Origin of the sequence: Anaeromassilibacillus sp. SJQ-1 (assembly GCF_046693725.1) — a bacterium.
Taxonomy (GTDB): Bacteria; Bacillota; Clostridia; order Oscillospirales; family Acutalibacteraceae; genus Anaeromassilibacillus.
Genome location: NZ_JBKEIV010000009.1, coordinates 69,622 through 83,372 on the forward strand (window position 1 = coordinate 69,622; position 13,751 = coordinate 83,372).

Sequence of the window (13,751 nt, forward strand, 5' to 3'; positions counted from 1 at the left end):
TTTCTCCTTCCTATAATCTCTCTTCTATCCTGGCTTTTCGCCTTCTACAGACCGCTTTGTAAGCGGTTGTATCCAAAAGTTATGAGTGGAGAACCGATGCACGCGCTTGTGTCTGCGCGTTTTTCAGCGTCTCATCCATATCTGCCCCCTGCATGATGGATTGCAGGCTCTGGGCGATGATGTCCTCCATCGTATAGGTATACAAACCATAGTTCACAGGAGGCGTTTGCTCCGCCCATGTAGCAAAGTCCTCGTAAATACGCTGGCCACCAAAAAAGGCATTTGGTTCTCCGCAATGCTTTAAGTCCTTTGCTGATTTCATCGTGCTTACCAGACTGATTTCCTTCACAAGGTCGTCAATCAGCTGTTCATTGGAAGCAAATGTTTTTCCCAAAAAGTCCACTGCCAAATCCGCGCCAGGAACCTTATCAATGACATACCAGCTTCCACCGCCGATGCTCGAAGCATTGATCGACTGTGGAATATCATCCAGCCGCGGGATTGGCGCCACTGCCCATTTTCCACTCTGTTCCTCCGCCTTGACAATGTTGGACATTGCCCAACAGCCGGTGGGAACGCTGGCTACTTCTCCCTCCTGAAACGCCTTTACAAATGGGTCCCAACCGGAAACCTGTAGCGCAATGCCTGCGTTGACCATCCGTTCGTAAGTGGACAACGCCGCTTTGAGTACCTCATTTTCAGCGATGTCAACGGTTTCTCCATCTTCTTTCATATACCAAGCGCCCGCGGACTGCATCATGATTCGGATCTGTCCCAAGTCGCTGGGATCGAGCGTCAGCATATATTTTCCGGTAGCCTCTTTGACGTCTTTTCCAATTTCTATGTATTCATTCCAAGTCAGATTCTGCATGTCCTGCTCGGTATATCCCGCTTCCCGCAGATAATCCCTGCGATAAAACAAGGCGGCTGCACCACTGTCGAACGGCACTCCGTAGATCTTTCCTTCCTCCGTCATGACACGGAGTTTATACTCCATAAATCTGTCGGGATCTACAATGGAGGAAAGGTCCCGAAGCTCGCCCGGATACGATTTCAAAAAATTCTGAATACGGTAATCCTCAATCAAAACAATGTTGGGAAGCCCTTCATAATTAGACGAAGAAAATGCCGTATTGAGCTTTGTGATAATATCCGTTTGCGCCATGCTGACTACATTGACCTGAATTTCCGGGTTGATATTCGCATAATACGCCTTGGCCAAGTTGGCCGCTTTTACATTGAAGGTGTCGTCCCATGCCCATATGGTCAGAACATTGTCACTTGTTTCTACGGTTGCCTGTGTATGCGGCTGCTCTTCGGTTTGATTCGAGCAAGCGGTTAGCCCCCATAACAAACAAATACTCAACAGCAGGGCCAACACCCGAAGACTACGCACGCCCATCCCTCCTAAGTCGATTTCACCTGCATCTTACGATGCTCATTTGGGTCCGTGCAGTTTTAAGTGAATTTTTCTCTCCTGTCCACTTTATTTTACTAAAAACGCAGGCCAAAGTATTAGCAATTTCTTTCTCTCATTTTGTACTTTTTTTGGATGTTTTTTCACCGATAATGGTACTTTTTTTATAAATTGGTAGGATTTTTAGGTCAATCCATCCTTTGTATGGGAATGGTCACAGTGACCGCGGTTCCTTTCCCTGGCGCGCTGGAAATGGTAACTCCATACGGCGCCCCGTAAAGAAGTTTGATTCGGTCGTCCACGTTATTGATGCCAATTCCGGTAAAATGATCTGCTTTTCCCCCTTTGGAAAGGGTACGTCCCACTTCTTCCTTCTTCATTCCAGAACCGTTATCAATGATTTCACTCACCAGATCATTTCCCCTGCGCCGAATGCAGACAAAAATACTTCCCTCCTCAGCCCCGCTGAAAGCATGGAAAAAAGCATTTTCGACAAACGGCTGTAGGGTCAATTTCGGCATCAAACAATCCTGGCAATCTTCCGCCAGTGAAAAGCGAACCTGAATCTGTTCTCCAAACCGTAGATGTTGTAAAAAGACATAGTCTTTTAAATTATCGATCTCCTCTGCTGCGGTAATCCGTTCCTCCCGTTTGCTAATCGTCCCTCGCAACAGACGGCTAAACGAATCGATCGCCTGCACAGCGCTCTCTGAATTCCCCTGCCAGATCATCCACTTCAAGGATGCAAGCGTATTATAGATAAAATGTGGATTAATCTGCATTTGTAACGCCCGAATCTCTGCTTCCCGCTTCTCGTCCTCCATGGTCATAATCTGTTCCATATAGCTGTCGAGTCCATCCAACATATAATTAAACGCGGTTGCAAGTTCCCGCACTTCATAGTTGCCCTTTACAGGAATATGGCGGCTAAAATCGCCCTGCGTCACTTTTTTCATCTCATTGACGAGGGAATTGATCGGCCGTGTCGTCTTTCTTACCACAAAAAACATGATGGCAAATACGCACAACACGACTAAAAGGGTCATAATTTCAATGGATTTATGGCGGTCGACTGCACGCAGGATACTCTCCCGATCGATCAAACCTACGAGATGGAACTCCCAATGGGGAATTTTCTGCGCCACCACCGCCATCTGACGATCCGACTGGACCGTCTCGCCGTAGGGCAAATCCTCCTGTTCTACCTGTTGTGCGATGCTCAAAAGATCCAAATCCTTAAATCCAATGATTTCCTTTTGCGTGGAGGAAATAATGCGTCCATCGCTGTCCAATAGCATCAAACTATTGGCATCACTGCTGAAACTGCTGTAAAAATTGCGCAGAACCTCCTGCGGGATGATGACATATGCGTAACCATAGTTGGATTGCCCACCCGCATAATTTAAACCCGTACTGGCAACGATGGCGCTATCCCCCTGAGTCAGCGTAGTGAATCCATCGTCGACAAACTGATATAGGATGCGATTGGGCTGGCGTCGTGTCTCTTCTGTGACGCGGCTGTTCAAAAGCTCTTCCACCGGGATCGTCAAACCCGCATCACTGCTCAGGTAGGTACTTCCATTGACTCCTACCAATACAATGCTCATTTTTTCAAAGTAATCCGGTGGCAACGCATGTTCCAAGTTCCACACCATGCTGTATTGCGTATAAGAAGCCGTCGCGGAACTGCGGTCATCACTGGTGAGGTAACTTCGGAACGCCCAGTTGTTTTTGACCACGCTCATGATCTCTGAAATTTCGTCGTTAAACCGGCTCATGTTTTCCCGAATCTGTCCAATAATCTGGGAATTTGACTGCGTAAAGGTATCCACATAGACATCCTCAGACGCCCGAATAGAAATACTGAGCGTCAACGTAGCAACGCATACGACGCTCAGCAGCATAACGGATAATATCTTTATCAATAAACTATTGGACCGCAGTTTATCTAGGAATTTTTCCATCGTTTCCCTCCGATCGGCGAAACAGCGCCGTACTGCCGGCGGAATTCGCTCGGCGTCTTCCCGGTAAATTTCTTAAATACTTTACAGAAATAGCTATGATCGCCATAACCAACCATTCCACATACCTCGGAGACCGGAATATCTCCCTTTCGCAGAAGTTCCTCTGCCCGGCGAATCCGTGCGCGGTTCAAGTATTCGCTAAATCCTTCGCGACTGTTTGCACTGAAATACGAGGATAAATAGGAATAATTAAAGTTAAAGGTCTTTGCAACATCGTTCAAGGTCAGGGGTTCCGCACAGTGTTCCTCCACATAATCGAGAATCTCCTGGACCGAACGCCGGCCCTGTCGCGGCGTCTGCTCCTCGAAGAGCTTGACAAATTCTACTTGAATACAATGAAACGCCTCTAAAAGATCCTGGGCAAACTTCGCCTCGCTGATCTGGATAAAACAGTCTCGCTTGAGGGAACTGATTCGTTCTGCATCCATGCCATTTTCTTCCCAAGAAGAAAGAACTTGATACAACGCATCTTGAACCAAAGATTTTAACTCAAATTCGCCGGGCGCTTGCCGCTCAACCGCCCGCTGTAACCACGCTTCCAACTGTGTCAAAGCGCCTGTGATGTCAGAGCTATGCACTTGTGTATTAAACGATGCAAGGTCGAAGGGTTCCGCGGGGACTGGGGTAAACGCATCCTCGCCCTGAATAAATTCATCGCGGCAATAAAAGCGCTGCCGGGAGAGCGCAGTCAGCCGGTTGTATGTCTCTTTCAGCATCCCCAACCCCTGAAATTCATTGCTATACACATAAAAAATACGCGGTGTCTTTACCCGGAGAGAAGCAACCAGTTTTTTGGCACGCTCTGTCAAAGAGCGGTAAGGTTCTGCAGCATAGTTGACAATCATCAAAAGAAATTTCCGATCAACCGTCACCACTCGTGCTGTTACCCCGGGTAAAAATTCCTCTGCACCCGCGGCCAAGGCGCCTGCCTCACGGTTTAAGTTGGCTGCATTGCCCAATACATAGGGGACGTTCATCCCCATCAAGAAAAAGCGCGGATAGGGAAACACCTTGTGCAGCTTATCCAGGGCATCCGGCGCAGGAAACCCCGACAGGGCCTGATTGAGGATACTTTCGAAGGAATCCCCGCCTCCGCGGGTAAGCACAAAATCCGGGATCTGCCCGGCGGCCTTTCGAAGCGTTGCCAACAGCTCGTCTTGGTTTAAGGTAGGCTTCAAAATGTAATCCACAGCGCCATGTTGAAAGGTAGATTTTACATACTCAAAGTCGCTGTACCCACTCAATACGATCACGCGTGTTTCGGGATAGCGCTCCTGAATTGCCTGCGTCAAAGCGATTCCATCCATCACAGGCATCACCACGTCTGTCAATACAATATGTGGTTTCAATTCCTCAATCTGTGCCAAAGCTTCCGCACCATTGGATGCTTCCCCAACAATCTGGAACCCTTCCTGCTCCCAATGAATCAGCCCCTTGACCCCCTGACGGGTAAGATATTCGTCCTCCACAATCAGGATGCGGCAATAGGTACACATAATGTTCCCCCTCCCCACCATCCGGCGGTTTTTCTGTCCCTATTATAGCGTATTCGCGCTTTTCCAACAAGCGCCGAAGTTTCTCCACTTTTATCAAAAGATCTATACAAATCTTCCGGATGGCAACGTATCAGATGTCTTGGCGCCAATCATGTGCCTGTACGAGATCCTCTCTGTCTGGAATATTGCTTACATACCATTCCACACAATGATTTTCTGTAAACAAGTATAAATGTACCATGTTTTAACATTTTCCTATTAATTAAAATAGAAGGACTTTCCTTACAAAATCTGAGCCAATTTAAAAATCATTAGAGTTCCAATGGCCACACAGCATTTTTATACCTACGGCATGGGCCATATAAAGAATCCGTACAAATTTTGCTTTTCGTTCCACATGGAAATTCTGGATAGGCAAATGAAGAGCGCTCAAAAAGCAGAACCCCCCGGCTCTGTCTCACACATTCAGAAATAGAAGGGCAAAACACAGAAGACCCAACCTTGGGGAAATCCCCAGGGTTGGGTCTTTACTGTTTATCGGGCAAAATCCTTCCCTTTTATCTTGGCTTCCATGAGTCAATCATCACTGGACACGCAGTGTCTTCCCTCCCTACAGTATTTTCTACGGAAGCAAAGCGCAAAAATTTTTTGTTTTGATCCATAAGGGAGAGGCCCTAGGTGGTTTAGATAATCGTTCCTGTATAGTGCTCCACTAAATGTGCAACGCCTTACATGCCTATGGCGGACGTACAGTGTCTTTTCGCGCCTACGGTGTTCCCTAAGAAAACAAACTGCTAGGAATTTGCTTTCCACTCCACGGGAGAAGTCTTACAGAAGCAGGCAAAAATTTTCATGAAGAAAAAAGCACAACCTTATCACATGCAAAAAGCGGGTGAATAACACATAGAAGGACCTGATCCTGGAGATCTCCAGGATCAGGTCCTTCGTTTATTGAGAAGAAGAGAAGCCTTTTCTTTTATTTTGCCATTTCCGACTTAGCCAACCTTCCCTGTACAGTGCTTTACCGGACGTGCAATGTCTTACGCGGACCTCCGGTCCGGGCGCGCCTACGGCGGCAACCACGGAAGCAAACCGCGATTGGTTTGCTTCCGTGCTCCACGTAGGAAGTCCTCCGAAAACACTCAGCCAATCGTCACTACACTATGTTTGACTGGAGCATTGCCCGGCAGGGTGGTGTACACGCCCGTACTCTGGCCCGGCGTGCCAATCGCATAGACTCTATAGTAGTAGTCGTTGCCAATCTTCGCCACAAACTGTGTCTTTAACACATCTCCATTGCCGACGGTGAAGCTTGGCATCTGGTTCGCGCCATCGACCACCGTCATCTTAAAGCAGTATGCCTGGCCGTGTTTCAGCGCAAAGTTCACTGTCGTGTCGGAAACCACATGCGCCTGCTGGCTGGTCACGCCCTGAGTTGCAGAGACAATACCCGATTTGCCGTATGCGTTGCCCACGTTGGCAGACGTGCTGCCCTTGCTGCTTCCGCTGCTGCCCGCGCCCGGCTTCTCCTCCTTGACCAGGCCGTTTGCAGCCTCTTCCAGATTGACATATGCCTTTGTAACCGCCTGTTTGTCTGCATTCGTGTCCACCGCAACCGCCTTCGCAACGCTCAATGCTGCCTTAAAGGCTGCCACACTGCGGTCGGTATAGCCAACCAGATCCTTTTGCTCCATCTCAGCGATCAACTTGTTCAACTCGTCCTTGTTCGGAATCTTCCGCAGGGCTGTCATTGCTTTCATCAGCTCTAACGCCTTCGCATCCACATCCGCTTGGTCTGCGTTTGTGTTTAGAAGCAGCTCTTCCGCTTCTGCCAATACCTTGGTAAAGGTATTGAATGCCTCATCCTGTATGTAGCTATCCAGATCGAAGGTGTTCGCCTCGTCTACCACCCCCTGCAGTTCGCTTGCATCCGCACGGTTTTCCAACTTCTCAATCGCTGCCTGTAAGTTGCCATATGCCTCATCGACATCCACCTTCAGCGGATTCTCCTCGCCATAGACCTCCTTCGCCGCCTCGAGTGCTTCCTCGAAGCCCGCCGTTGTACTTGGCTTGAACTCGTCCAGGCGCTCCGCCAGCTGCTCTGCAATGTTGATCAACGGCAGCAGTATTTCCTGATCGCCTGCTTCGAATTTCAGCAAATGCATCGCGTCCAGCAGATCACTCCATGCCTTGTTGACCTCTTCCTGGGTAGCGCCCACATTGTCATAAACCGTCTGTGCATCTGTCCGGGCCTTCGTAAAGAATTCCTTCACCTCGGGCACCAGGCGGTCAATCACATTCTGTGGCACGGCGTTGGCCTGCTCCAGAACCACTTCCAGGATGCTCTTGTTAACTTTGGCAAATATAAAACGCAGGCTCGTACTCTCGTTTGGCATTGTAAAGGTATATGTGCAACCATCCGCTCCAAACTCGATGTCCTCGCCGTTGAGCTGTGCGCTTGAAAATACACCTTCGGTCGGGGTAAAGGTGAAGGTCAGCTCTTCGCCCGGCTGCACTTTTGCGCCGTAGATCGCGTCCGTGGATCAGGATCTCTTCCGCATTACCCTCGATTCTCATCGATGCGTTACCGCTCCACTGCACCGTCAGAAGCTGGGATTCCACCTCTTCGCCCGCGTCGAGATAAATTTCAAGCGCTTGGAGCGCCGCCTGAATGCGCTCTAAAGAACCGCCGTCCACACGCAATTCCGTCTGCAAAGCGGTTACCTTTTCCTGCAAACCTTGATACCATGCTTCCGAACAATCCTCTGGAGAAATTGCCTGCGCACGCTGCAAAGCACTCAAGTCGATGGACGTATCCAGCGCAATCAAACGACCCTCGCTCCCCACTGCATTGTAATAATGGTAGACAACCCCATTCTTTTTCACAACACAGGGCTTATGGGCATAGGTAGAGCTGTAGGTATTGTTGCGCTCCGTCAACGGAATATACGATTTTTCCCAATGAACCATGTCCTTTGAAACAGCGAACGAGTCGATAATACCGCCGGGAGAGCTGGTAAAGTAGAACATCACCCAGTAATCCCCAATTTTTACAACATCCGCGTCGGCATTGTGGCTGTCTCCCCAAATCGCGCCGCTGGGAGAAATATCCTGATTCAGCACGGGATTGGTTGCCTCACGTTCCCAGTGAAGCAAATCTTGGGAATACGCTTGGCACATAACCTCAGGACCGCCCGCTGCGTTGTAAAATCCCACATAGCGGCTGTTTTCTGCGTCCCAAATGGCTTGTAACTTCCAAATAATTCCCTTTTCATAAGGATAAGCGCCGTCATTCGCATCCAGCACTGGATCTGGAGCGCGTTCCCACTGGGAGAGCGACCCATCCGGCTGGAAAATGCTGTCTGCAAACGCCACGCCAGCGCGTTTGATGCCCGCCTCATAACCAGGGGTATCCGATGCCAAATAGGTCATCGCCAGCCGGCCATCCTCTGTCACATGTGGAGTGGGAAGTTCGCCCCATTCGTGGTCGCGGACGATATAACCCGCTGCATTGTATTCGTCCCAAGCGCCGGGTTCACCATTCTCCAAAATCTTCCCGACTTTCTCCCAATGAAGCATGTCCATACTGCGGGCCAGGCCCGTGCGGTATCCGGTCCCATCGTGCCCAACATATGTCATATAGACATAAGTGTCGTCGCCCGGAATGGCAAAGACATTGGGATTGTCGATCAGGTCGCTGTCAAAAGTGTCCGTCCCGACTCCCGAATAGGAGAGCACAATTCCATATTCGTACGGCGTTTTGACTTCCTCATAGATCGATTGGAAAAGATCCTCGGACAAACGTTTTGTCAAGAAAACGGTCCTTCCTTCCGAAAAATCCTCCTGCAAAGAAACCGTCAGTTGGATGCGGCCCTCCACGGCCTCTGTCAGATCCAAGGAAAAATCCGCAGTCTGCTTATTTGCCGGGATCTCCTCCATAAAGACCTGTTCGGCACCCGCGCTGTCCACCATCTTGATGTAGACCGGTTGGCTCTGCTCTTTAGCCTCCTCCAGCATGACGGAAAGCGGCAACTGGTTGTCTCCCGGTACCATTTCCGGCACAGTTATTTCAAAACCATGCAGCATCTCTCGGACGCCCCATACACGCAGTTCGGATGCACCGACCGACTTTCCGTCCTGGGGGATCATAGTCACCCGTACATTGGCGGTACGGAACACATCGAAGTTGATCGTGAAAGGCACAATCCAGGTGTCGTTCTCATAGGTCCCCACCGTGACCTCTTGATTTGCTGCTTCCTGCCACTGGCTCCCGTCCCAATATTGAACGCTCACAGCTTTGGGGGTCGGCACGCCTCCAAAATCGTTGTATGCGAACAGTTCTACCTGGTGGACATCCTGTTCGGTTTCAAACTGCACCTCGACAAACGCTGTCTCCTGTCTGTCATAATTGGTCCAGCGGTTCCGCGGCCCTTCGTCAATCGGCGGCCCCTGTTTACTAGAAATGATCCCATCTGCTAAATCTTTAAGATTGTCGCCTGCGTTGGTGTACTCGGTAAACAGTTTTGGAAAGCCCACCCCTGTCGGATTCAGTGCCAGATTGACAAGCCCTTTCGATGCTGTCCGGTCAAGAATATGTTCGGAAAAAGCCAAGGCAGACCTTTCGTGTTCTACGGGGACGGCAGCCCATGCCGTCGTGACCCCTGAACATAAAATAGTAGCACTGAGTAAATACGCAGCCAGTTTCTTTTTCATATCGCTCCTCCTTTTACTTGGTTTTCAAAATCCGCCGCTTAAAAACGTTCCCCCTTTCCTGGACCTATCCCTCTGCTTCTGTCGAGTTCATTGTATCACTCCGGTTACTCAGTGTATTTATAAAAATTCGTGTAAATAATACAATTTTTTAACCAAAATAGCGCATATTTCTAGCGGTTTAAATACCAATATGGAACAAAAAAATCGCCGCCCAACTTGGACGGCGATAAACTTCTAAATGGTTATTCAGAATCCATACATATCCAAAAGATGCGTATAAATTCCTTTTTTGACTGGACTCCTTTTTTAAAAGGAAAGGAGTCCATCCATTCCAAAACTACTTTTGGGCCTGCTGGCGCAACTTGTAATGCATCAGCTTTCCCGTCGCAGTATGCGGTAGTTCGTTCACGATATGGTACTCGCGAGGCCATTTGTACGAAGATAACATGGGACTATGCATACAGTAGTCCTTTAACTCTGCCACGCTCAGGCTGTCATCCGACGGGACAACATAAGCCGCTACAACTTCGCCGCGCAGTTTATCCGGAATTCCAATTACCGCACTCTCAGCAACCTTAGGATGCTCGTTCAGTACAGCTTCGATCTGCGTCGGATAGATGTTCTCCCCCGCCGACACAATCATATCGTCCTTGCGCCCGGACACGGTAACAAATTCATTTTCATCCCAAGTTCCCACATCGCCGGTGTACAACCACCCCTTATAGAATTTTTGGGCAGTCATTTCCGGATTGTTAAAGTAACAGAACGCACTCTTTGCAGGCGAGGAAATAATGATCTCCCCAGCGGTCATTCCGTCGCGCGGAACCATTTCATCCGGTTCCGCATGGGTGCCGTCCTCATGCAGGGCAACAAGACGTACGTCGTCGTCCGTGCAGGAACGGCCGGCAGACCCCGCCATATCCGGCAAATCGAACGGCCGCAGGAAGGTGTTCCAGAAGGTCTCCGTCGTGCCATAACCGTTGAAAATATTGGGAGTTAAGAGCTGCAGGTATCTTTCGCACGCGGCCTTTTCAAAGGGCGCCCCCATCGTAACGATGCCGCGCAGAGCGGACAAGTCCGCATGCGCGCGCTCTTGGGCGCGGGCAAGCATCGCGATAATCGTCGGGACACCGATCAAAAAGGAGATCTTATATTTTTCCGCATATTCCAAGCATCTCTTCGGGCTGAAATCGCGCAGGATCACCACTTCGCCGCCCGCATACAGCGTGGGGCAGGGTCCTCCCGAGTGAATACCGCCGCGATGGAACCACGGGGTCATATTCATGGTTCGGTCTGTCGGACCGAGCGGGAAGTGCATCATCACATCGTGCGCTGAAAGCACCTCGTTTACATTGTTGACCGGAACCCCTTTGGGGCGGCTGGTTGTCCCCGATGTATACAACCGGGTCGTTTCATCGTAAATATGCGGATGAAAATCGACCGGGGGATCGTCTTCGGATTGGCCGGATACATAATCCTTGTAAAGGATGTGCCCCTTTGGCACCTGTGCGCCGCCCTTATAATCCACCATCACGACTGCACCCGGCTTATGCTGGCACATATTCAATGCACCGGCGGAAAGCTCGCCAAACTCTGCATCGTATAAAAACGCTTTCGGACAACTATCATCAATAACAAGCGCAATTTCACCTGCTCCCTGCCGGTAATTGACCGGGCAGGCGATGGCTCCGACCTTGTGCGCTGCAAGGTAACAAAATACGAATTCAGGGGAGTTCAGCAGCGTGAACATCACAACATCATTTTTTCCCACACCGCTTGCCCGCAGGGCGTGAGCCAAGCGGTTGGCCTCAATGTTTAGCTCCTCATAGGTCCAGCGGCGTCCAGAAAGCGGATCGGTCATCGCTGGACGGGTTTTAAAGCGCGATACATTGCGCATAAAACCATTCAAATAAGTAAACCGCGTCTCAAATGTATCGCGGAACATGGCGACGTCATACGTATAATTGTTCTGCAATAGGTTCTCGCCTCATTTCTCATATCTGGAAAGAATAATACTGGAATTTTGCCCGCCAAAACCAAGCGAATTGGACATGGCCGCATGGATCTCCACCTTGCGGGCTACATTTGGCACATAGTCGAGATCACAGTCGGGGTCAGGAACATCCAAATGTAGGGTGGGTGGCAAAATCCCCTCTTGTATTGCCTTGATACAGGCAATCGCTTCCGTCAAGCCACCCGCCCCCATCAGATGGCCCGTCGCAGATTTCGTGGAAGAAACCGGAGGAGCTGCTTCACGCCCTCCGAATACCGATTTGACCGCAAGCGTTTCAGCCTTATCGCCGAGTAAGGTCGAGGTTCCGTGGGCATTGATGTAACCGATGTCGGATGGCTGCATTCCAGCACGCTTCAGCGCGCGCTGCATGCAGACAGCCGCGCCTGCACCATCCGGGCAAGGGGCGGTAACGTGATGCGCGTCCGACGTATTCGCCCATCCCGCCAGCACCGCATGAATCATCGCGCCGCGTGCTTGCGCATGTTCCTCCGTTTCAAGCAACAGGGCCCCTCCGCCTTCACCGATGACAAACCCATCCCGGTTCTGGTCAAAGGGGCGGCACGCATGGATCGGATCATCGTTACAGCGGGAGAGCGCCTTTGCCTGCGATAGGCCGGACACCACAATCGGGCAGAGGATGCTCTCGCCGCCAACAGCCAAAATAGCGTCCGCCTCACCGGAACGCAACAGCATAGCAGCCGTCATCAGCGCGTCCCCACCCGCCGAGCAAGCGGTATTGAGCGTCATACTGGGACCACGAATCCCCTCTGCAATCGCAATCTGTGCGGCTGCAATATTCCCGATCGCCATGGGTACAAAGCGCGGTCCTACGCGGTGGCCCGCATCGAAAGACGCCTGTGTCTGCGCCACCGTGGTCACTCCAGCCATCGCCGTTCCCATCACAATGCCGACCCGGTCGGGTTCGGTCTCCACGCGCAGGCCACTGTCTCGCAACGCCTCTTGTGCAGCGACAAAAGCAAACTGCATGAATGGGTCCATTGTACGGGCAAGCGTTTTGGGCATGTAATCTGCGGGGGCAAAATCCTTGAGTTCTGCCGCGATCCGCACGGGGAGGTTGGATGCATCGAAGCGCGTGATCGGGCCAACGCCGCAACGGCCGGCGACCAGCGCATCCCAGTAGGCAGGTACACCCACTCCAACCGGTGTTACCGCCCCCATACCGGTGATTACCAATTTCTTCTCTTTCATGCCGGTTCCCCATTCTTTGAAAGTTTCCGCAGCCCGCCTCAAAGGCAGATGTCCCGCCGTTCACCAGCAGTACTGCGATCGAAGAAGCATATTGCAGCCTTCCTGCGGTTCATCCCCCCTCAACGGTATGTATGAATAAAGAAAGCACCCCGCATAGGGCGCCGCAGGCAGTAAGCTGATAAATAATACTCTTTGGTTATTATACCAGAAAAGTATAAAAAAGGAAAGGATGAATGTCGAATAGCCTCCACAAAACAAAAAACCTTCCCGGAAACCAAAAAACTACTTCACTTTTTATAGGAAAGATAAAATAAATATTTGATAAATATTTGAGAAATTTCTAAAATTCTCTTAAAAGTCCTTAAACCCTTATTTTATGCGACCTTAAGACTTTTGCGTACGGTAGATAGTATTTTAAACAGCCTTAAACTTCCTTAATCTTTCCTCATCTAAAGTAGTATGATTATACCATCAATCTTTGCATTTCTGCTTGTGCCGACTGATAACTGCGATGTGCATAATAGCCAAGTGTCATCGTGACATTTTTATGCCCCATTCCGTATCGAAGGTTGTTCGATGTTATTTCCCTGTTTGCCATGTTCGTGCAAAAGGTGTGTCTTAAAAGATTGCGGTGTGATGTTCGGCAATTCCTTTTGCATAACTTTTCTATATTTCTTCACAAGATTTCTGAATGAAGTTGTATAACAAGCGTTATATATGGGTCGTCTTGCTTATTGAGAAAATAAAATTCTATTTCCAGAGATTTTTTACTCCTTCCTTAAGAACGCGGCTCCACTCCCCGACGGTTGTGAAATCCAGCGCCACTTCATTTGTAATGATACATTGTCACACCAAAATTGCAGCATTCGGGTATCCGC

Annotated in this window: 8 protein-coding genes; all 8 read right to left on the reverse strand. The window is 49.9% G+C overall.

The window, feature by feature from the left end; translation table 11 throughout:
• Positions 1 to 79: 79 nt before the first annotated feature.
• The 8 genes from ACGCCZ_RS02110 to ACGCCZ_RS02145 all read right to left on the reverse strand — a co-directional run bounded on the left by ACGCCZ_RS02110 (position 80) and on the right by ACGCCZ_RS02145 (position 13,543).
• A complete protein-coding gene (locus tag ACGCCZ_RS02110) occupies positions 80 to 1,396 on the reverse strand; it encodes an ABC transporter substrate-binding protein (protein WP_085534636.1) in 1,317 nt (438 codons plus the stop codon).
• Positions 1,397 to 1,605: 209 nt separating this feature from the next.
• Positions 1,606 to 3,342 (reverse strand): cache domain-containing sensor histidine kinase, encoded by a 1,737-nt coding sequence (locus tag ACGCCZ_RS02115; RefSeq protein ID WP_411655165.1) that lies wholly within the window; start codon positions 3,340 to 3,342, stop codon positions 1,606 to 1,608.
• 23 nt (positions 3,343 to 3,365) lie between these two features.
• Complete coding sequence (locus tag ACGCCZ_RS02120; RefSeq protein ID WP_158089034.1) at positions 3,366 to 4,937, reverse strand: response regulator transcription factor; 1,572 nt, start codon at positions 4,935 to 4,937, stop codon at positions 3,366 to 3,368.
• Positions 4,938 to 6,079: 1,142 nt separating this feature from the next.
• Positions 6,080 to 7,333, reverse strand: coding sequence for a hypothetical protein (locus ACGCCZ_RS02125; RefSeq protein WP_411655166.1), 1,254 nt, complete (start codon positions 7,331 to 7,333; stop codon positions 6,080 to 6,082).
• Positions 7,287 to 9,650, reverse strand: coding sequence for a hypothetical protein (locus ACGCCZ_RS02130; protein ID WP_411655167.1), 2,364 nt, complete (start codon positions 9,648 to 9,650; stop codon positions 7,287 to 7,289). Before ACGCCZ_RS02130 ends, ACGCCZ_RS02125 begins: the two co-directional genes overlap by 47 nt.
• Positions 9,651 to 9,987: 337 nt before the next feature.
• Positions 9,988 to 11,625 (reverse strand): class I adenylate-forming enzyme family protein, encoded by a 1,638-nt coding sequence (locus tag ACGCCZ_RS02135; protein ID WP_411655168.1) that lies wholly within the window; start codon positions 11,623 to 11,625, stop codon positions 9,988 to 9,990.
• Between the two features lie 12 nt (positions 11,626 to 11,637).
• Positions 11,638 to 12,873: a beta-ketoacyl-ACP synthase II gene (gene fabF, locus ACGCCZ_RS02140; RefSeq protein ID WP_054323183.1), complete on the reverse strand. Its 1,236-nt coding sequence runs from the start codon at positions 12,871 to 12,873 to the stop codon at positions 11,638 to 11,640.
• 463 nt (positions 12,874 to 13,336) lie between these two features.
• Positions 13,337 to 13,543 carry a tyrosine-type recombinase/integrase gene (locus tag ACGCCZ_RS02145; protein ID WP_411655257.1) on the reverse strand — a complete coding sequence of 69 codons (207 nt, stop codon included), beginning with the start codon at positions 13,541 to 13,543 and terminating at the stop codon, positions 13,337 to 13,339.
• Positions 13,544 to 13,751: the final 208 nt, after the last annotated feature.

Bases quoted from the DNA above. Each gene is read 5' to 3' on its own strand.
- ACGCCZ_RS02120 (WP_158089034.1), bottom strand. From the start codon at position 4,937: ATGTGTACCTATTGCCGCATCCTGATTGTGGAGGACGAATATCTTACC.
- ACGCCZ_RS02125 (WP_411655166.1), bottom strand. From the start codon at position 7,333: ATGCCAAACGAGAGTACGAGCCTGCGTTTTATATTTGCCAAAGTTAAC.
- ACGCCZ_RS02130 (WP_411655167.1), bottom strand. From the start codon at position 9,650: ATGAAAAAGAAACTGGCTGCGTATTTACTCAGTGCTACTATTTTATGT.
- fabF (WP_054323183.1), bottom strand. From the start codon at position 12,873: ATGAAAGAGAAGAAATTGGTAATCACCGGTATGGGGGCGGTAACACCG.